Source organism: Ramlibacter montanisoli (assembly GCF_013087525.1).
Classification (GTDB): domain Bacteria; phylum Pseudomonadota; class Gammaproteobacteria; order Burkholderiales; family Burkholderiaceae_C; genus Ramlibacter; species Ramlibacter montanisoli.
In genome coordinates, this window is record NZ_JABFCS010000001.1 from 4,424,101 (window position 1) to 4,442,533 (window position 18,433).

Genomic DNA, 18,433 nt, shown 5'->3' on the forward strand with positions numbered 1-18,433 from the left:
CACGGCTTGTATAGACAACTATGCTGCGCCGGCATCGTGGGTTGTATAGACAACTCGACCGCGCCGCATTCCAGGGGAAACCGCCATGTCCGACCTCTCGCAAACCTCCTTCCTCGGCGCCGGCCCGCGTCCGGTGCGCGCGCCGCAGGGCACGGCCCTGAGCTGCGCCAACTGGCAGATCGAGGCGGCCTTCCGCATGATCCAGAACAACCTGGATCCGGCGGTCGCCGAGAACCCCGACGAGCTGGTGGTGTACGGCGGCATCGGCAAGGCCGCGCGCAACTGGCCGGCCTTCGAGGCGATCCTGGCCACGCTGCGCACCATGCAGCCCGACGAGACGCTGCTGGTGCAATCGGGCAAGCCGGTCGGCGTGTTCCGCACCCACCCGGGCGCGCCGCGCGTGCTGATCGCCAATTCCAACCCCTGGTGCCCAAGTGGGCCACCTGGGAGCACTTCAACGAGCTCGACCGCAAGGGCCTGATGATGTACGGGCAGATGACCGCGGGCAGCTGGATCTACATCGGCACCCAGGGCATCGTGCAGGGCACCTACGAGACCTTCGCGGAAGCGGGCCGCCAGCATTACGGCGGCGACCTCGCGGGGCGCTGGGTGCTGACGGCGGGACTGGGCGGCATGGGCGGCGCGCAGCCGCTGGCCGCGTCCTTCGCCGGCGCCTGCTCGCTCAACATCGAATGCCAGCAGTCGCGCATCGATTTCCGCCTGCGCACCAAATACCTGGACAAGCAGGCGAAGGACCTGGACGAGGCACTGGCGCTGCTGCAGCAGCACACGGCGCGCAAGGAGGCCGTGTCCATCGGCCTGTGCGGCAACGCGGCGGAGATCGTGCCGGAGCTGGCGCGGCGCGCCCAGGCCGGCGGCCCGCGGCCCCACATCGTGACCGACCAGACTTCCGCGCACGACATCATCAACGGCTACCTGCCGATCGGCTGGAGCGTGGCGCAGTGGCAGGCCGCGCAGAAGGACCCGGCGCAGCACGCCCGCCTGAAGCAGGCGGCCGGTGAATCCTGCGCCGTGCACGTGCGCGCGATGCTCGCCTTCCACGCGATGGGCGTGCCCACCGTGGACTACGGCAACAACCTGCGGCAGGTGGCGCAGGACTTCGGCGTGGCCGAGGCCTTCGCCTATCCGGGCTTCGTGCCCGCGTACATCCGGCCGCTGTTCTGCCGCGGCGTCGGCCCCTTCCGCTGGGTGGCGCTCTCGGGCGACCCGGAAGACATCCGCAAGACCGACGCCAAGATGAAGGAGCTGTTCCCGCAGAACCGCCACCTGCACCGCTGGCTGGACATGGCCGGCGCGCGCATCAGCTTCCAGGGGCTGCCGGCGCGCATCTGCTGGATCGGGCTGGGCGAGCGCCACCTCGCGGGGCTGGCCTTCAACGAGATGGTGAAGAGCGGCGAGCTCAAGGCGCCCATCGTCATCGGCCGCGACCACCTGGACAGCGGCTCGGTGGCTTCGCCCAACCGCGAGACCGAGGCCATGCAGGACGGCAGCGACGCCGTGAGCGACTGGCCGCTGCTCAATGCGCTGCTGAACACCGCCAGCGGCGCGACCTGGGTCAGCTTCCACCACGGCGGCGGCGTCGGCATGGGCTATTCGCAGCATGCCGGCGTGGTGATCGTGTGCGACGGCACGGACGAAGCAGCCGACAAGATCCGGCGCGTGCTGTGGAACGACCCGGCCACCGGCGTGATGCGCCATGCGGACGCCGGCTACGACATCGCCCGCGAATGCGCGCACGAACACGGCCTGAAACTGCCGATGGTGGGCTGAGCGTGACTGTGGAGGTGCTCGTCCCCGGGGAACTGGACATCGCGCAGCTGCGCCGGCTGGTGGACACGCCGGAGCTGGCCGTCAAGCTCGATCCGCGCTGCCGCGGCGCGATCCGCGCCAGCGCGGAGATGGTGCGACGCGCCACCGAAGGCGACGCCCCGGTGTACGGCGTCAACACCGGCTTCGGCAAGCTGGCCACGCAGCGCATCGCGCGCGAGGACCTCGCGCTGCTGCAGCTGAAGCTGCTGCGCTCGCACGCCGTCGGCGTGGGCGAGCCGCTGCCGCAGCGCGTGGTGCGCCTGATCCTGCTGCTGAAGGCGGCCAGCCTGGCGCGCGGCTATTCCGGCGTACGCGAGGAGGTGGTGGACGGCCTGATCGCGATGCACAACCGCGGCGTGCTGCCCGTGATCCCGGCGCAGGGCTCGGTGGGCGCCTCGGGCGACCTCGCGCCGCTGGCGCACCTGGCGCTGCCCCTGATCGGCGAGGGCGAGGCCTGCTTCGAAGGCGTGCACATGCCGGGCGGCCAGGCGCTGGAGAAGGCGGGCCTCAAGCCGGTGCAGCTCGGCGCCAAGGAGGGGCTGGCCCTGATCAACGGCACGCAGGTCTCCACCGCGCTGGCGCTGGACGCGCTGCTCTCGGCCGACAAGCTGTTCGAAGCCGCGGTGATCACCGGCGCCCTGACGCTCGACGCCGCGCGCGGCAGCGACGCGCCCTTCGATCCGCGCATCCACGCGGTGCGCGGGCAGCCGGGCCAGATCGACTGCGCTTCCGCCTACCGTGCACTGCTGGTGGGCAGCGAGATCCGCCGCTCGCACCTGGAAGGGGACGACCGCGTGCAGGACCCCTACTGCCTGCGCTGCCAGCCGCAGGTGATGGGCGCCTGCCTGGACCAGATGCGCTACGCCACGCAGGTGCTGGTGCGCGAGGCGAATGCCGTCACCGACAACCCGCTGGTGTTCGCCGACCCCGGATCCAGTCCGGGGCAGGCTTCGGGCCACATGGTCTCGGGCGGCAATTTCCATGCGGAGCCGGTGGCGCTGGTGGCCGACGCACTGGCGGTGGCGATCGCGGAGATCGGGGCGATCTCCGAGCGCCGGGTGGCGATGCTGGTGGACACCGTGGTGTCGCGCCGCCGCCCTTCCTCACGCCCGAGCCGGGGCTCAATTCCGGCTTCATGATCGTGCACGTCACCGCGGCGGCGCTCGCCTCGGAAAACAAGTCGCTGGCGCACCCGGCCAGCGTCGACAGCCTGCCCACCTCCGCCAACCAGGAGGACCACGTGAGCATGGCGACCTTCGCCGCGCGCCGGCTGCGCCCCATGCTGGCGAACAGCGCCCACATCGTGGCGATCGAGCTGCTCGCCGCCGCGCAAGGCATCGAATTCCTGCGGCCGCTGGCCAGCGCGCCGGCGCTGGAGGCCGTGCTGCGCCTGGTGCGCAGCGTGTCGCCCGCCATGATGTCCGACCGCAGCCTGGCGCGCGACATGGAAGCCATGCACCACCTGGTGGCGGCGGGCGACATCGGCCACGCCACCGAGCGGCAGATCCCGGAGCTGCAGGCCTTGCGCCTGGCATGAGCCCTGCATAGAGTCACACCCATCCCATCCCCGAGGAGCATCCCATGAAGAAGCTGTTCACCGTCACCTTGCTGGCCTTCGCCGCCGCAGCGTCGCAGGCGCAGGAAACCAAGGTGGCCATCGGCCTGTCCGGATGGACCGGCTTCGCGCCGCTGACGCTGGCCAAGGAAGCCGGCATCTTCAAGAAGAACGGCCTGGACGTGACGCTGCGCAAGATCCCGCAGAAGGACCGCCACCTGGCCATCGCCTCGGGCGACGTGCAGTGCGCCGCGACCACGGTGGAGACCTGGATCGTGTGGAACGCCAACGGCGTGGCCACCACGCAGATCTTCCAGCTGGACAAGTCCTACGGCGCCGATGGCATGGTGGTGCGGGGCAACATCGCCAAGATCAGCGACCTCAAGGGCAAGACGGTCGCCGCCAGTGCACCCGGCACGGCGCCCTACTTCACGCTGGCCTGGATGCTGAAGAAGAACGGCCTGTCGCCCAAGGACGTGAAGGTGGTGAACCTGGAACCGCAGGCAGCGGCCAACGCCATGATCGCGGGCACCGCGGACCTCGACGCCGCGATGACCTACGAGCCCTATCTCTCCGCCGTGCGCGCCAAGCCGGAGGCCGGCAAGATCATCGCCACCACGCTGGACTACCCGATGGTGATGGACACCTTCGGCTGCACGCCCAAGTTCCTCACCGAGAACCCGCGCGCGGCCAAGGCGCTGGCCGACAGCTACTTCGAGGCCCTGGAGATGATCAAGCGCGAGCCGAAGAGGAGCTTCGAGATCATGGGCGCCGACGTGAAGCAGAGCGCGGACCAGTTCGAGGCCAGCCAGAAGTTCCTGCGCTGGCAGGACCGCGAGGCCAACCAGAAGTTCTTCGCCGGCGAGCACGCGGCCTTCAGCAAGGAAGCCGCCGACCTGCTGCTGGAAGCGGGGATCATCCGGCAGATCCCGGACCTGACGAAGCTGGCCGACACGCGTTTCCTGAAGTGACATGAAGCCGCTCGCGCCCGTCGAACCCGGTACGCGCGTCGCGCTCGGAGTCGCCTTCTTCGTGCTCTTCTTCCTCGCCTGGGCGGCGGTCACCTTCGGCGGGCTGGTGCCCAAGACCTTCCTCGCCGACCCGGTGCAGATGGTCCGCTCGGGGTGGACGCTGCTCACCGAGCACGGCTTCCTGCGCGACATCGGCATGACCGTGTGGCGCGTGCTGGGGGCTTCGTCATCGCGGCGGCCCTGGCCGTGCCGCTGGGCGTGCTGATGGGCGCCTACAAGCCGGTGGAGGCCTTCTTCGAACCCTTCGTGAGCTTCGCGCGCTACCTGCCCGCCTCCGCCTTCATCCCGCTGCTGATCCTGTGGGCCGGCATCGGCGAGGCGCAGAAGCTGGCCGTGATCTTCATCGGCTCCTTCTTCCAGCTGGTGCTGATGATCGCGGTGAGCGTGGGCAACACGCGGCGCGACCTGGTGGAGGCGGCGTACACGCTGGGCGCGCTCGACGCGGGCATCGTCAAGCGGGTGCTGCTGCCTTCCAGCGCGCCCGAGATCGCCGAGACGCTGCGCATGGTCCTGGGCTGGGCCTGGACCTACGTGATCGTCGCCGAGCTGATCGGCGCCTCCAGCGGCATCGGCCACATGATCACCGACAGCCAGTCGCTGCTGGCCACCGACCAGATCATCTTCGGCATCATCGTCATCGGCCTGATCGGGCTGGTCACCGACTTCGCCTTCAAGGCCTTCAACCGGAAACTGTTCCCATGGGCCCAGATCGGACGATGAGCATCCTGCAGGTCTCCGGCGTCGCCAAGACCTTCCCGGGCCGCGCGGGCGGCACGGTGGCCCTGGAGGCGACCGACCTGCTGGTGCAGGAGAACGACTTCATCACCATCCTCGGGCCGTCCGGCTGCGGCAAGAGCACGCTGCTGCGCATGGTCGCGGGCCTCGACACGCCGACCACGGGGATCATCTCGCTGGACGGCAAGCCGGTGCACGGGCCCGGTGCGGACCGCGGCATGGTGTTCCAGAGCTACACGCTGTTCCCCTGGCTGACGGTGCTGCAGAACGTGTGCTTCGGCCTGCGCGAGAAGGGCATGCCGCTGCGCGAGCAGCAGGACATCGCCCGCCGCTTCCTCGCCAAGGTGGGGCTCTCGGGTTTCGAGAACCACTTCCCCAAGCAGCTCTCGGGCGGCATGCAGCAGCGCACCGCGCTGGCGCGCGCGCTCGCCAACGATCCGCGCATCCTGCTGATGGACGAACCCTTCGGCGCGCTGGACCACCAGACGCGCGAGCTGATGCAGGAACTGCTGCTCGGGATCTGGGAGTCCGAACGCAAGACGGTGCTGTTCGTCACGCACGACATCGACGAGGCCGTGTTCATGGGCAACCGCGTCGTCGTGATGAGCGCGCGGCCCGGCCGCATCAAGTGCGACCTCCCGGTGCCGCTGCAGCATCCGCGCCATTACGCGATGAAGACCACCCCACCCTTCATGGAGCTGAAGGCGCGGCTGACCGAGGAGATCCGCGTCGAGGTGCAGCGCGCGGCCGGCCTGGTGCCAACGGCCTAGGCGCCGACGGCGCGCTTCGCCTGCGCCACCGCCTCGCGTTCGGCCACCTTCACTTCGACCACCGGCGCGCCGGTGGCGTCGAAGAAGGGCGTCTGCCGGTAGGCGCCGCGCGCGCGGGCGGCCAGCAGGCGCAGCATCAGGCGCGCCAGCCGCGCCATGCCGGCGAGCTTGCCCACGCGCGGCACGGGCCCGTGCGCCGAGCCGGTGTTCACCTGCAGCTGCACGGCGGGGAAGGAGGTCTCGATCGGCTGCGGCCGCTCCAGGCAGCTGTGCACCATGCCCGCGTAAGGCAGCTTCCAGTCGCGCGGCGTGTTGGCGATCGGCGTGCGGCAGCAGCCCGCGTACCAGCGCAGCAGCCCGCGCGGCGACAGCGACAGGCAGGCCAGCCACTCCTGGCCGGCGGTCAGGCGCACATTGTTGGATTGCATGGCGACGATGTCGGTGCCGCCCTGGGCATCGAGCACGCGCTGCGGCTCGCCCAGCAGGTGCGCGTAGGCCTGGCAGTCCCGGCAGTAGCACACCGCGCGCAGCACGGGCGCGGGCTGCGCGATCTCGCCCTGCAGCTTGCCGCAGCGGCACTGGAAGCGGTGGGCCATGGCGCGCTCAGGCGCGGGCGCGCGCCTTGTCCAGGATGCGCGACACCCGCCGCGGCCCGCCCTCCACGTGCTCCACGAGGTTCAGCCGGGCGTAGCGGAAGGCATCGAGCACCGCCAGCATGTCGTCGCCGATGTTCTGGTCGAGGCCGCGCAGCGTGACCAGGGGCAGGGGCTTGTTGTTCCAGATCGCGGTGACGAAGGACACCACGTCGCGCGAATGGCGCGGGGTGCGCTCCTCGGCCAGCCGCAGCAGCCGGTCGAGCGCGGAGAGCCCGAGCTCGGTAGCGCTGTGCGCGCTGATCTCCTCGGACATCAGGCGGGCCCGTTCGAGCAGGGTGCCTTCGTGGTCGACGCGCATCCGGTCGCCGCGGCCGACGACCAGCTGCACCCGGTTGATGCGCTCCAGGCTCGCCTGGTGCTGCCGCTCCCGTTCCGCCTTGCCCATGGCACATCCCCTTGCTGGGCGGGCCTGCCGGCGCGGGCCCGCGGTGTTCCCCTTGTACTTCAGCCGGGCCGAAAGCGTAAGCGGAGATGCCCGCAGTGCGTTGCGCCCGGCTCACGGCGCCGCATCGAAACCGAGCCGGCGGTAGCGGATGCGATGGCCGCGGACGTGGTCCACGCCCGTGAATTCGTTGGCCGACTCGAACGAGATCTGGAAGGTGGCGAAGGGCAGCCGCAGCCGCGAGGGCGGCTCGCCGTTCATCGAGGTGTATTTGCGCTTGAGGTTGGTGCCGTCGTAAAGCCAGGTGCCCTCGTGCGCCTGCCGGGTCAGCCGGCCGGCGGCGTCGACGATCTCGACGTCCTCGCGGAAGGTGCCGCGCGACTGCAGCGAGAGAACGCGCCGCACGCGCACGCCCTCGTTGCCGTACTCGCGCTCCCAGGTGCCGCGCAGGAGGGCGGTGTGTCTTCGGCGGGCTGGTCGGGCACCGGGTCGTGGAAGCGCGCGAACAGCGCCCCCAGCGCCAGCAGCGCGATGGCGGCGAGGACGGGCAGGGACACACGGGGCATGGCGGCACGGCGAGCGAAAACCAGTATGCACGACCCCCGACGGCAGAGCATGCGCGGACGCTCGCGTCACAATGGCACGCGCCATGAACCACTTCGCTCCCGTCGCACTGCCACACGCCAGCCGCCTGGTGAACCACGGCCCCACCGTCCTCGTCACCAGCGCGCACGGCGGCCGCCGCAACGTGATGGCGGCCGCCTGGTCGATGCCGGTGGAGTTCACGCCGCCGCGCATCGCGGTGGTGATCGACAAGAAGACCTTCACCCACGAACTCGCGATGGCCGCGGGCGGCTTCGGCCTGTGCCTGCCCTCGCAGGCGCTGGTGGACCTGACCTACGCCGTCGGCAGCACGAGCGGCCGCGACGGCGACAAGTTCGCCCGCCACGGAATCGAGGCGCGCCCCGGTCCGGTGCTCGGCATGCCGGTGATCGAGGCCGGCTGCGCCGCCTGGCTGGAATGCCGGCTGATCCGCGAGCCGCACGCCGAGGACGCCTACGACACCTGCTTCGCGGAAGTGGTGTCCGCCGCGGCCGACACGCGCGTCTTCACCGGCGGCCACTGGAACTTCCGCGTGGACAACGCCGGCCTGCAGACCATCCACCACCTCGGGGCGGCCACTTCGTGCGCTCCGCCGGTTCGGTGCGCGCGCAGCCGCTGCAGGACGCGCGCTCTTGAGCCGCCACCGCATCTACCTCGCGGGCCCCGACGTGTTCCGGCCCGACGCCGCGGCCCACGGCCGCCGGCTGGTGGCGCTGTGCGCGCAGCACGGCTTCGACGCCGTGTTCCCGCTGGACGAATCCCTGCCCGCGGGCCTGCCCGGGCCCGAGGCGGCGCGGCGCATCTACCAGGCCAACCTCGCGCACATCGAGGCCTGCGACGCGGTCGTCGCGAATCTCGACTTCTTCCGCGGGCCGGAGCCTGACAGCGGCACCTGCTTCGAGCTCGGCTACGCCGTCGCGCGCGGCAAGCCCGTGGTCGCCTACCTGCCCGAACAGGGCAGTTTTGCCGAACGCATCCGGCGCCGCCATCCGCAGGCGGTGCGCGAAGGCCTGCTGGATGCGGCCGGCTGGCAGCTGGAGGAATTCGGGCTGCCCCTGAACCTGATGCTGGCGGTGCCCGCGCGCATCGTCGTCGGCGACCTGGGCGCCGCGCTGGCGGTGTTGCGCACCACACTGGCCGCGCCGCCAGGCCCCTAGAACGCGACGTTCGTCGGCGCGCGCCGGCCATGCGACGACGCGCGTTGCGTGCCCCGCGGGCCTCCTCCTATAAGGAACGTTCGTCGTGCGGGAGGGGCACACATGCTGCGTAGAGCATCCGTTCTGCTGGGGATGGCGGTCCTGCTGTCCCTGGTCATTCCGCTGGAGGCCTTGCTGAAGCACAGCGGCGTCGACGCCGCGCTGGGCATGCGCGACCTCGAACTGGTCGCCACCTGCGTGCTGCTGGCGCTGCTTCCGGCGTTCGCGCTGTTCCACGACGCGCAACTCGCGCGGCGCATCCCGCGCTGGAACATCTGGGTCGCCGTGCTGGCCTTCTGCTCGGTGCTGTTCCTGCTGCTGCACCTGCCCTGGACGCTGGGGCTGGCCGCCGTCTATGCGAAGCAGGCGCTGCCGCCGACGATCCCGCATGGCGCGGTGATCAGCGCCATCGAACTGGCCGCGCGCCTGGGCGTGTTGGTCTCGCTGGTCGGCGTGCTGGTGAACCTGGACTCGATCCCCGACGAGGACGCGCCGGTGAAGCGGAGGAAGAAATGAAGCGCCTGTTCCTCGCCCTCACGCTGCTGCTGATGTCCTTCCTGGCCGCGCTCGACCACCTCGACGCCTTTCATGCGCTGGTGGCGCGCATCGGCATCCAGCGCTGGATGACCGAGCTGGTGCTGGCCGCCGCCGCCGTCGCCCTGTTCGTGAACGCCACCCACCTGCACCGCCGGCTGCTGTTCCCGCGCCGCGGGCTGCGGCTGCTGGCCGCCGGCCTGGGCGTGTACGCGATCGCGCTGGTCGCGGCCACCGGATGGCTGTCCCGGGCCGTGGACTTCTTCGTGATCGACACCAGTGGCGCATGGTCGGCCGTGGCCGACGTCGTCGCCGACCTGGGCGCGCAGCCCGTGTTCCTGACCGCGCAGGTGCTGCTGGTCGTCGGCGCGGTGCGCGCCCTGAGCAACCTGGTGCCGCCGGCGGAATTCGAAGCGGACTACTGATCCCAGGCTGCTAGGGCAGGAGCACCGTGCGGCCGCGGACGCGGCCGGCCGCCAGTTCGTCCAGCACCTCGCTGGCCTGCCGCAGGTCGCGCGTGGTCACCGGCATCGGCGGGATCGCGCCCTGTTTCGCGATCGCCAGCAGCTCGCGCAACTCCTCCAGGCTGCCGACGTAGGAACCCATGAGCGTGATCGCCTTGAGCGACAGCATCGCCGGCACGATGGTGGTGGCGCCCCCGAGCAGGCCGACGCAGACCATCCGGCCGCCCTTGCGCAGCGAGCCCATCCCGAAATCGAAGCTGCTGGCGGAGCCGACGAAGTCGACGACCGCGGCCGCGCCACCTGAAGTTGCCTTGAGCAGGGCCTTCTGTGCGCCCTCGGCCCGCGGGTCGATCACCTCGCGGGCGCCCGCGGCGCGCGCCAGTTCCCACTTCGCCTGGTCCGGCTCCGCCACGATGGGCGCGACGCCGCAGACCTGCGCCGCCAGCCGCACGCCGGAGAGGCCGACGCCGCCGGCGCCCACCACCAGCAGCGGCTCGCCTTGCGCGAGCCGGCCCACCTTCTTCAGTGCGCTGTACGCGGTCAGGCCCGCGCAGGCGAGCGTGCAGGCCTGCGTGGGCGGAATGTCGCCGAAGTCCAGCAGGTAGCGCGGATGCGGCACCAGCACGTGCGTGGCGAAGCCGCCGTCGCGCGCGACGCCCAGCGCCTGCGGCGCGGTGCACAGGTGCTCCTGGCCCGCAGCGCAGAGCGCGCAGGCGCCGCAGCCGATCCAGGGATAGACCAGGCGGTGCGCGCCGATGGCAACGCCCTGCGCCTGCGGCCCGCAGGCGACCACGGTGCCGGTGATCTCGTGGCCCAGCGTGCGCGGCGGCTGCACCGTGCGCGCCAGGTCCAGCCGGTTGCCCTTGCCCAGGTCGAAGTGGCCATCGCGCATGTGCAGGTCGCTGTGGCAGGCGCCGCAGCCGCTCACGCGCAGCAGCACTTCCGGTCCCACGGGGACCGGTTGTTCGCGGATCGCCTCCACGAGGGGCTTGCCGAACTCCTGGACCTGGTAGCTGCGCACCCGCTCCACTAGAGGCCCTGGTGGCAATTCCCCATGCCCGCCTTGGACGAGCCGGTCACGGTGGGCACGCCGTCATCGGGTGCGAGCGAGGTGTCGCCCGCTGGCGCGCCGGGGTGGCTGTCGATGTCGCCGCGACCGGGATCACCGCCGCGGCCTGCGCCGGTTCCGCAAGGGTGCTGGTGGGCGAGGGCTCGACGAAGGCCGCGAGCGCGAACCCGCCGACCAGCGCCGCGCCGGCGGCCGCGACCCAGCGCGATCGCACCCTGTCGATGATGGGCGGCACGGGCGCGCCACCGGGTTCCGCTGCAGCCTGCTGTTGACGAAGCATGTAGCACATCGCCAGCTCCTTCCGTATGCGTGGGGGCAGTATCGGACCGCCCCGCCGGCGATGCAAGGAGTTCGTCCGGTTCAGGTGGCTTGCGGCGCCGCGTCCTCGCCCGGCGCGCCTTCGTCCTCGAGCTGCTGCAGCTGGTAGAGGCGCTGGTACAGGCCGCCGGGAATGTCTATCAGCTGGGCATGGGTGCCCAGTTCCGCAGCCCGGCCATGGTGCAGCACGACGATGCGGTCGGCGTCACGCACGGTCGAGAGGCGGTGGGCGATCGCGACCACCGTCACCTTGCCGCGCAGGGCGGCCAGCGCGCGCTGCACCACCTGCTCGGTGTCGGAGTCGATGTGCGAGGTGGCCTCGTCGAGCAGCAGGATGCGCGGCTCGCCCGCCAGCGCCCGCGCGATCGCCAGCAGCTGCTTCTGCCCGACCGACAGCCGCGCGCCGCCTTCGCCCAGCGGCGTGTCGTAGCCGCGCTCCAGCCCGGCGATGAAGCCGTGCGCGTGCGCCGCGCGCGCGGCCGCCTCGACCTGCGCGTCGCTCAGCGCCCGGCCCATCGCGATGTTCTCGCGCACCGTCGCCGCCAGCAGGAAGGGCTCCTGCGGCACCAGCCCGACGCTGGCGCGGAAGGTGTCCTCGGCGAGCGCCTCCAGCGGCACGCCGTCGATGCGGATGCTGCCCACCGGCGCGGAATAGAAACGCAGCAGCAGCGACAGCAGCGTGGTCTTGCCGCTGCCTGTGTGGCCGACGATGCCGTGGAAGCTGCCGGCGGGGATGCGCAGGTCGATGTCGTGCAGCACAGTCCGCCCCGGCTGGTAGCCGAAGGACAGCTGCTCGATCGCGATCTCGCCGCGGCCCACGCGGCCCTGGTCCGTCGCCACCGGCGCCTCCGCTTCGGCCAGGAGGGCCTGCACGCGGGAGGCGCCCACCAGCGCCTGCTGCAGCTGCGAGGACTGCATGGTGATCTGGATCAGCGGCTCCACCACGCGCGAGATGTAGCTGATGAAGGCGTACAGGATGCCGACCTCCATCGCGCTCAGCGCGCCGCCATTGGCGCGCAGCCCGAACACGCCCAGCACCACCGCGAGCAGCAGCACGTTGAGGAAGTCGAGCACCGGCCGCAGCAGCCAGGCGTTGGCGCGCAGCTCTCGCTTGCGCGAGCGGTAGTGCGCCATGTTGAGCGAGCGGAAGCGCTCGACGAAGCGCTCCGTGGCATTGGACGCCTGCAGCACCGGCATGCCGGCGATCGACTCGGCCACCTGCGCGTTCAGCTCGCTGCGCAGCTCGCGCGTGCGCGACACCGCCGGCGCCGACAGGCGCTGGTAGGCGAACACGATCAGCGCCACCGCGGGAACGAGCGCCATGACGATCAGCATCAGCCGCCAGTCCAGCCAGAGCATGGCGGCCATCGCGCCGGCCAGGATGATCAGGCTGTCGAGGATGACGAACAGCACCTGCACGTACAGCGTCTTGACCGCCTCGGTGTCGTTGGTGACGCGGCTCACCAGCTGGCCGGTGATGGCGTGGTCGAAGAAGGGCATGGGCAGGCGCAGCACGTGCCGGTACACCTCCTCGCGGATGCGCTGCACCGAGCGCATCGCCACGCCGGCCAGCCGCACCAGCTGCCGGTAGCGGACCCAGCTGGCCAGCGCGCCGGCGAGCAGGGCGCCGAGCAGCAAGCCCGCAATCTGCGGCAGCGCCGCGTCGCGCGGCAGCAGGTAGTTGTCGATGAAGTACTTGCCGGCCAGCGGCCCCAGTGCCTCCAGGCCGGCGGCCAGCAGCAGCCAGGCGATCCCGTGCAGCACGTGGCGGCGCTCGGGCGCGGCGGCGCGCAGCAGCAACGCGGCGGCGGCGGACAGGAAGCGGCGCGGCGCGGTCGCGGCAGCGGTGCGCGCCTTGGCGATGGCCTCAGTCCGCATCCAGGCTCGCCTGCAGCTGCTGGTAGCGCCACTGGCGCGCGTACCAGCCGTGTCCCGCGGCCAGCGCCGCGTGCCTTCCTGTTCGGCGACGTGGCCCTCGCGCAGCACCACGGTGTGGTCGGCGTCGGCCACCGCGCTCAGGCGATGGCTGACGATCACCACGGTGCGACCCACGCGGGCCTCGCGCAGGTGCGCCAGGATGCGCGATTCGGTGTCGGTGTCGACGGCGGACAGCGCGTCGTCCAGCAGCAGGAGCGGTGCGTCGGCCAGCAGGGCGCGGGCGATCGCCACGCGCTGGCGCTGGCCGCCGGACAGGGTGACGCCGCGCTCGCCCACCGGCGTGTCGTAGCCTTGCGGCAGCCGCAGGATGTCCTCGTGCACCGCGGCCAGGCGCGCGACCTGCTCCACTTCCGCGCGCGTGGCAGCCGGCCGCGCCAGCGCGATGTTCTCGGCCACCGAGGCGGAGAACAGGAAGGCCTCCTGCGGCACCCAGGCGATCGCGGCGCGCAGCGCATCCAGGCGGTAATCCTGCAGGTCGACGCCGTTCCAGCGCAGCGTGCCGGTGCCGGGCGCGTGGTGCCGCATCAGCAGCCGCAGCAGCGTGGACTTGCCGGCGCCCGTGGGACCCACCAGGCCCAGCGTGCGTCCCGGTGCCAGTTCCAGCGACACGCGGTCCAGCGCGGGCCGCGCCTGCGGGCCGTAGGCGAAGCGAACGTCCTCCAGCGCGATCGGACCCGGGACCACGCGCTCCACGGTGCCGTGGTCCTCCACGCTCAGCGGCGTTTCCAGCACCGGTTCAAGCCGGGCCCAGGCGGCGCGTCCGCGCTCCACCAGCGACAGCACCCAGCCGGCCGCGAACATCGGCCACACCAGCTGCCCCAGGTACAGGCTGAAGCTGGTGAGCTGGCCCACGGTCAGCTCGCCGCGCCACACCAGCCAGCCGCCGCCGGCCAGCACCAGCGCCGTCGCCGCGGAGAAGGTGATGCCCACCGCCGGTTCGTACGCCGCTTCCCAGCGCTGCGCCGACAGGCTCGCCTGCGCCGCGCCGGACGCCAGCTGGCCGAACTGCGCTTCGCTGCGCGCCTGCAGGCCGAGCGCGCGCACGGTGCGCACGCCGGCCAGCGTTTCCTGCACGTGGTCGTTGAGCGCGCCGAAGCGCTCCAGCGACTGCCGCGAGGCCTCGTGCACGTGGCGCGAGATGCGCCAGAAGGCCAGCCCCATCAGCGGGAAGGGCAGGATCGCGACCAGCGCCAGGCGCCAGTCCACGCCGAGCGACATCATCGCCAGCACGAGCACCAGCGTGAGCGTGCCGTCGAAGCCGGCCAGCACGCCTTCGCTGGCGGCCATCTCCACCGCGTCGATGTCGTTGGTGGCCAGCGCCATCAGGTTGCCGGTGCGCCGCTCCTGGTAGAAGGACGCGCCTTGCAGCGCCAGCCGCGCATACAGGTGGTCGCGCAGCTCCACCCCCATGCGGTAGGCGGCGGAGTAGAGCTTCAGCCGCCAGCCCACGCGCAGGAAATACACCGCCGCGCCGGCCGCCAGCAGCCAAGCCAGTTCGCGCAGCAGCGCATCTCGCGGCAGGCGGTTGGCCACCAGGCCGTCCACCACGGCGCCGATCTGGCGCGGGATCCAGACGATCATCAGCGCGATTCCGAGCAGCATCACCGCCGAGACCGCATAGGCCCCGCGGTGGCGCAGGATGAAGCGGCCGATCAGTCGGTAGAGGGACATCGGAAGAAGGCGTTCAGCTCCGCGCCCGACGCCGCGCCGGCAAAGCCGTCGAAGCTGCCTTCCTGCGCGATCATCTGCGCCGCGCGCATGAAGCCGGCCCAGGCGCTGCGGGCCAGCGCGCCGCCGACGCTCACGCGCCGCACGCCCAGCTGCTCCACGTCGTGCAGGGTGAGGTCGGTGGTGAAGCCGATCAGCAGGTTCACGGGCTTGGGGGCGACCGCGGCCACCACGGCGGCGATCTGTTCGCGCGTCCGGATGCCCGGCGCATAGAGGCAGTCGGCGCCGGCTTCGGCATAGGCTTTCAGGCGCCCGATCGCGTCGTCCAGGTCGGGCCGGCCGACGATGAAGTTCTCCGCGCGCCCGACCAGCAGGGTCTCGCCGCCGGTCTCGTCGATCGCGGCGCGGGCGGCGCGGATGCGTTCGACGGCGGTCGGGATGTCGCGCAGCGGCTCGTGCGGGTCGCCGGTGGAGTCCTCGATGGACAGGCCGGCCACCCCGGTGTCCACGGCCAGCCGCACGTAGCGCGCCACGCCGGCGGCGTCCGTCCCGAAGCCGTCCTCGAAGTCGGCGTTCACCGGCAGTTCGGTCGCATCCACCATCTCGCGCAGGTGCACCAGCACTTCCTCCGGGCTCATGTCACCGTCGGCCTTGGCGTGGCGCCAGGCGGCCCCCGAACTGGTGGTGGCGAGCGCCTTGAATCCCAGCTTCTCCAGGTAGCGCGCGCTGCCGAGGTCCCAGGGATTGGGGATCGCGAAGCAGCCGGAGGCATGCAGCTGGCGGAAGGCGCGCCGGCGGGCGGAGATGTCGTGGGGCGAGGGCATGGATCCTCCGGGGCGGGTGCGGACGAGGACCGCATTCTGCTCTGTCCGCGATGTCCCTGCGCCGTGCGTGCGGCCCCGGCCGACGGACACCGGCGCGCAGCGCCGACGCGGACCGCACAGCTTCCCGCTTACCGTGGAGCATGGATCCCAGGCGCGGCCTCCTGCTCGTGGCATTGTTCGTGCTGCTGCATTCGTCCACCGACGAACTGCTTCGGCCGCCGCCTGCCGCGCCCGCTTCGCCGCCCGCCGCGGTGACCGATCCGCAGCCGCCGACGCCCGGCGAGTTGCTCGCGCGCAGGCGCCTCGTCGTGCCGGTGGCGGGCACGCCGCCTGCGAAGCTGCAGGACAGCTTCGGCGCGCGCCGCGGCATGGGCCGCAAGCACGAGGCCATCGACATCATGGCGCCCTGGGGCACGCCGGTGCTGGCCGCGGACGACGGGCGCGTCGAGAAGATCACCAGCAACCGCGGCGGCGGGCTGACGATCTACCAGGTCGATGCCTCCGGACGTTTCGTCTATTACTACGCGCACCTCGCGGGCTATGCGGAGGGCCTGAAGGAGGGGCAGCCGGTGCGGCGCGGCGACGTGATCGGCTACGTGGGCGCGACCGGCAATGCGAGCCGCAATGCGCCGCACCTGCACTTCGCGGTGCTGCTGCTCACCACGCAGAAGCGCTGGTGGGGCGGCGAGGCGATCAATCCCTATCCCGCCCTCGCGCAATCCGCGGCCGTCACCACCGCCAGGCGCTGAGCTTCTTCGCGACTCAGCAGCGCGACACGCGGCGCAAACGGGTATTTTTCGACCTGCGCGCGAACGATCGTGTAAGACACTGAACTCTTTCGGGTAGGAGGGCCTCCTACCACTTCATGTTTGATGGAGGCCCTGCTCAGATGTGGAAGTCCGGTGTCATCGCCCTCATGGCGGCTGCTGCGTTCAGTCCTTCCTTCGCCCAGAACGATGAGTTCGAGAAGGGCATGAACACGATGTGGGAAGTGCTGTGGCACCAGAGCGGCACGCCCACCCGGCTGGTCCGCTGGGAGCAGGACCTCAAGGTCCGCGTCTTCGGCGTGGACGTCGCCAGGCACCGGAAGTCCACCCTGCAGGCGCTGCGCAACGCCGCCGACGTGGCCGGCGTGAAGGTCATCGACGTGAGCGACCAGCCCGATGCAGCCCAGCAGGCGAACGTGAGCATCGAGATCACGCCCGACACCGCGCTGGCCGACAACCAGCCCTGCGAGACGCGGCTGAACTTCCGCACGGAGACCCGCCTGGACTCCGTCACCATGCAGATGCGCACCAGCGAAGCCTGGCGCTGCGCCTACCACGAGTCCATGCACGTCATGGGCGTGCGCGGCCACCCGGAAGGCGACACGGTGCTGAGCTATTTCGCCAAGTCGGTGGACTCGCTGCAGCCGCTGGACAAGGCCATGCTGCGCGCCTGGTACTCGCCGCGCGCCCGCGGCGGCATGACGCCCTTCGAGGTGCTGCCCATCCTGGCCGACGAGCTGGTGAAGATCATGCCGGACAAGGCCAGCGCCATGAAGTCGCGTGATGCCTTCCTGAGCCGCACCGTCGCCGAGATGCGCGAGTTCGCCGACGGCCGGGGCGACGTGCCCACGATCGTCAAGCAATCGGGCAAGTCCTCCGCCGAGGCCATCCGCTACGGCCGCATGGAGATGAGCTACTTCCTGGGCATCGCCTACCAGGAAGGCGTGACCGTCAAGCAGGACCCGAACCAGGCCGTGCAGTGGCTGCAGCGTGCGGCGAGCATGGGCAGCCGCACGGCGCAGGCACGCCTCGGCGCCGGGGCCTTCGCGCAGCGCTGATCAGCGCCGCGCGCCGGCGCCCTTGCGGCGCGCCGTCTTCGCCGCACTCTGCAGGAAGCTCGCCAGCGCCGGGTTCTGCAGGGCCGGGTTCCACACCAGCAAGGCCGGCGCCGCCACCGGCGCGCCGGCGAAGGGCACGAACTTCACGCCGGCCACGCGCGAGCTGCCCAGCGTGCGCGGCACCAGCGACACCCCAGACCCTGCGCCACCATCGCCACGATGGTCAGCCACTGGCGTGCCGCATGCACGGTGCGCGGGTGGATGCCGGCGCGGCTGAAGATCGCGATCACGTTGTCGTAGTTGGCCGGCGAGACCTCGCGCGAGAACATCACGAAGCTCTCTTCCGCCAGGTCCTTCAGCTGCACCCGTGCCTGCTTCGCCCGCGGATGGTCCTGGGGCAGGCACAGCACGAACTCGTCGTCGGCCAGCGCCAGCGATGCGAGCTGCGGCGGCACCGTCGCGGCGTTCAGGAAGCCGGCGTGCAGCTGGCCGTGCAGCAGCGCCTCCAGCTGCTCGGTGGTCGAGAGCTCGCGCAGCACGACCTCGATGCCCGGCGCGGCCACGGCGAAATCCCGCACCACCCGCGGCAGCTCGCGGTACAGCTGCGAGCCCGTCATGCCGATGTCCAGGCGGCCGCGCATGCCCTTGGCCACCGCCTTGGCGACGCTGCCGGCCCGTTCCACCCGCTCCAGGATCTGGCGCGCCTCCTCCAGGAAGGCGGCGCCGGCCGGCGTGAGTTCCACGTGCTTGCTGCTGCGCAGGAGCAGTTGCACGCCGAGCTCCTCCTCCAGCGCCTTGATCGCGGAACTCAGGGGTGGCTGGGTGATGGCCAGGCGGCCGGCGGCGCGGCCGAAGTGCAGTTCCTCGGCGAGCACCGTGAAGTAGCGCAGGAAGTGCAGTTTCAAGGGCTTGGGGCGATGGGCGTGGGACGGCAACGATTCTAGGAAAGGATCGTCCGAGCCGGAAAATGAATTGGACGCGAATGGTCGGCCGGCGCACGATGCCTCCTGCCGGCCCCCGTCCCGGCAAGGCATT

At 71.3% G+C, this 18,433-nt stretch carries 16 protein-coding genes and 5 pseudogenes; 11 read left to right on the forward strand and 10 right to left on the reverse strand.

Annotation, left to right across the window (positions count from 1 at the left end):
• The first annotated feature begins 85 nt into the window (after window positions 1-85).
• The 5 genes and pseudogenes from hutU (at window position 86) to HK415_RS22035 (ending at window position 5,921) form a co-directional block, all read left to right on the forward strand.
• Window positions 86-1,791: pseudogene (gene hutU / locus HK415_RS22015) on the forward strand (urocanate hydratase).
• Window positions 1,749-3,367: pseudogene (gene hutH / locus HK415_RS22020) on the forward strand (histidine ammonia-lyase). The pseudogenes hutU and hutH overlap by 43 nt, the downstream one beginning before the upstream one ends.
• A 44-nt stretch (window positions 3,368-3,411) precedes the next feature.
• On the forward strand, window positions 3,412-4,356 hold the full coding sequence (locus HK415_RS22025) for an ABC transporter substrate-binding protein (RefSeq protein WP_171562912.1): 945 nt from the start codon (window positions 3,412-3,414) through the stop codon (window positions 4,354-4,356).
• A gap of 1 nt (window position 4,357) precedes the next feature.
• Window positions 4,358-5,136: pseudogene (locus tag HK415_RS22030) on the forward strand (ABC transporter permease).
• Window positions 5,133-5,921, forward strand: a complete 789-nt coding sequence (locus tag HK415_RS22035; RefSeq protein ID WP_171562914.1) for an ABC transporter ATP-binding protein — start codon at window positions 5,133-5,135, stop codon at window positions 5,919-5,921. The pseudogene HK415_RS22030 and the gene HK415_RS22035 overlap by 4 nt, the downstream one beginning before the upstream one ends.
• Here the strand turns inward: HK415_RS22035 and HK415_RS22040 are convergent.
• The 3 genes from HK415_RS22040 to HK415_RS22050 all read right to left on the reverse strand — a co-directional run bounded on the left by HK415_RS22040 (window position 5,918) and on the right by HK415_RS22050 (window position 7,364).
• Window positions 5,918-6,517: a DUF6151 family protein gene (locus HK415_RS22040; protein WP_171562917.1), complete on the reverse strand. Its 600-nt coding sequence runs from the start codon at window positions 6,515-6,517 to the stop codon at window positions 5,918-5,920. The genes HK415_RS22035 and HK415_RS22040 overlap by 4 nt on opposite strands.
• Window positions 6,518-6,524: 7 nt before the next feature.
• The gene (locus HK415_RS22045; protein ID WP_171562920.1) at window positions 6,525-6,962 is read right to left on the reverse strand and encodes a DUF7673 family protein; all 438 of its coding nucleotides are present in this window, start codon (window positions 6,960-6,962) and stop codon (window positions 6,525-6,527) included.
• Between the two features lie 111 nt (window positions 6,963-7,073).
• Window positions 7,074-7,364, reverse strand: coding sequence for a hypothetical protein (locus HK415_RS22050; protein ID WP_171562923.1), 291 nt, complete (start codon window positions 7,362-7,364; stop codon window positions 7,074-7,076).
• 244 nt (window positions 7,365-7,608) lie between these two features.
• On the opposite strand from HK415_RS22050, the pseudogene HK415_RS22055 reads away from it, so the two are divergent.
• The 4 genes and pseudogenes from HK415_RS22055 to HK415_RS22070 all read left to right on the forward strand — a co-directional run bounded on the left by HK415_RS22055 (window position 7,609) and on the right by HK415_RS22070 (window position 9,717).
• Window positions 7,609-8,198, forward strand: a pseudogene (locus HK415_RS22055) (flavin reductase family protein).
• Window positions 8,195-8,719 carry a nucleoside 2-deoxyribosyltransferase gene (locus HK415_RS24130; protein ID WP_216369856.1) on the forward strand — a complete coding sequence of 175 codons (525 nt, stop codon included), beginning with the start codon at window positions 8,195-8,197 and terminating at the stop codon, window positions 8,717-8,719. Before HK415_RS22055 ends, HK415_RS24130 begins: the two are co-directional and overlap by 4 nt.
• A gap of 132 nt (window positions 8,720-8,851) precedes the next feature.
• Window positions 8,852-9,274, forward strand: a complete 423-nt coding sequence (locus HK415_RS22065) for a hypothetical protein (protein ID WP_171562932.1) — start codon at window positions 8,852-8,854, stop codon at window positions 9,272-9,274.
• Window positions 9,271-9,717 carry a hypothetical protein gene (locus tag HK415_RS22070; protein ID WP_171562935.1) on the forward strand — a complete coding sequence of 149 codons (447 nt, stop codon included), beginning with the start codon at window positions 9,271-9,273 and terminating at the stop codon, window positions 9,715-9,717. The genes HK415_RS22065 and HK415_RS22070 overlap by 4 nt, the downstream gene beginning before the upstream one ends.
• 10 nt (window positions 9,718-9,727) lie before the next feature.
• Here the strand turns inward: HK415_RS22070 and HK415_RS22075 are convergent, their stop codons facing one another.
• From HK415_RS22075 to HK415_RS22095, 5 genes and pseudogenes are all read right to left on the reverse strand, one after another.
• Window positions 9,728-10,777, reverse strand: a complete 1,050-nt coding sequence (locus HK415_RS22075) for an alcohol dehydrogenase (RefSeq protein ID WP_171562938.1) — start codon at window positions 10,775-10,777, stop codon at window positions 9,728-9,730.
• Window positions 10,778-10,832: 55 nt separating this feature from the next.
• Window positions 10,833-11,114 carry a hypothetical protein gene (locus HK415_RS22080; RefSeq protein WP_171562941.1) on the reverse strand — a complete coding sequence of 94 codons (282 nt, stop codon included), beginning with the start codon at window positions 11,112-11,114 and terminating at the stop codon, window positions 10,833-10,835.
• Window positions 11,115-11,185: 71 nt separating this feature from the next.
• Window positions 11,186-13,021 (reverse strand): ABC transporter ATP-binding protein, encoded by a 1,836-nt coding sequence (locus HK415_RS27340; protein WP_171562953.1) that lies wholly within the window; start codon window positions 13,019-13,021, stop codon window positions 11,186-11,188.
• A gap of 291 nt (window positions 13,022-13,312) precedes the next feature.
• Window positions 13,313-14,752 (reverse strand): annotated as a pseudogene (locus HK415_RS27345) (ABC transporter ATP-binding protein); the annotation flags it as partial.
• Entirely contained in the window at window positions 14,734-15,573 is an 840-nt protein-coding gene (locus HK415_RS22095; RefSeq protein WP_171562955.1) for an isocitrate lyase/PEP mutase family protein, read from the reverse strand. The gene HK415_RS22095 and the pseudogene HK415_RS27345, both read right to left, overlap by 19 nt.
• A 167-nt stretch (window positions 15,574-15,740) precedes the next feature.
• Here HK415_RS22095 and HK415_RS22100 point away from each other — a divergent pair, with 167 nt between their 5' ends.
• Window positions 15,741-16,322 (forward strand): M23 family metallopeptidase, encoded by a 582-nt coding sequence (locus HK415_RS22100; protein ID WP_171562957.1) that lies wholly within the window; start codon window positions 15,741-15,743, stop codon window positions 16,320-16,322.
• A gap of 224 nt (window positions 16,323-16,546) precedes the next feature.
• The gene (locus HK415_RS24135) at window positions 16,547-17,398 is read left to right on the forward strand and encodes an SEL1-like repeat protein (protein WP_216369858.1); all 852 of its coding nucleotides are present in this window, start codon (window positions 16,547-16,549) and stop codon (window positions 17,396-17,398) included.
• Here the strand turns inward: HK415_RS24135 and HK415_RS26715 are convergent, their stop codons facing one another.
• Window positions 17,399-17,581 (reverse strand): type 2 periplasmic-binding domain-containing protein, encoded by a 183-nt coding sequence (locus HK415_RS26715; RefSeq protein WP_309246794.1) that lies wholly within the window; start codon window positions 17,579-17,581, stop codon window positions 17,399-17,401. It lies immediately after the preceding gene.
• On the reverse strand, window positions 17,542-18,303 hold the full coding sequence (locus HK415_RS22110; protein ID WP_309246795.1) for a LysR family transcriptional regulator: 762 nt from the start codon (window positions 18,301-18,303) through the stop codon (window positions 17,542-17,544). The genes HK415_RS26715 and HK415_RS22110 overlap by 40 nt, the downstream gene beginning before the upstream one ends.
• Window positions 18,304-18,433 lie beyond the last annotated feature (130 nt).

Bases quoted from the DNA above. Each gene is read 5' to 3' on its own strand.
- HK415_RS22025 (WP_171562912.1), top strand. From the start codon at position 3,412: ATGAAGAAGCTGTTCACCGTCACCTTGCTGGCCTTCGCCGCCGCAGCG.
- HK415_RS22035 (WP_171562914.1), top strand. From the start codon at position 5,133: ATGAGCATCCTGCAGGTCTCCGGCGTCGCCAAGACCTTCCCGGGCCGC.
- HK415_RS22040 (WP_171562917.1), bottom strand. From the start codon at position 6,517: ATGGCCCACCGCTTCCAGTGCCGCTGCGGCAAGCTGCAGGGCGAGATC.
- HK415_RS22045 (WP_171562920.1), bottom strand. From the start codon at position 6,962: ATGGGCAAGGCGGAACGGGAGCGGCAGCACCAGGCGAGCCTGGAGCGC.
- HK415_RS22065 (WP_171562932.1), top strand. From the start codon at position 8,852: ATGGCGGTCCTGCTGTCCCTGGTCATTCCGCTGGAGGCCTTGCTGAAG.
- HK415_RS22070 (WP_171562935.1), top strand. From the start codon at position 9,271: ATGAAGCGCCTGTTCCTCGCCCTCACGCTGCTGCTGATGTCCTTCCTG.
- HK415_RS22080 (WP_171562941.1), bottom strand. From the start codon at position 11,114: ATGTGCTACATGCTTCGTCAACAGCAGGCTGCAGCGGAACCCGGTGGC.
- HK415_RS27340 (WP_171562953.1), bottom strand. From the start codon at position 13,021: ATGCGGACTGAGGCCATCGCCAAGGCGCGCACCGCTGCCGCGACCGCG.
- HK415_RS22095 (WP_171562955.1), bottom strand. From the start codon at position 15,573: ATGCCCTCGCCCCACGACATCTCCGCCCGCCGGCGCGCCTTCCGCCAG.
- HK415_RS24135 (WP_216369858.1), top strand. From the start codon at position 16,547: ATGAACACGATGTGGGAAGTGCTGTGGCACCAGAGCGGCACGCCCACC.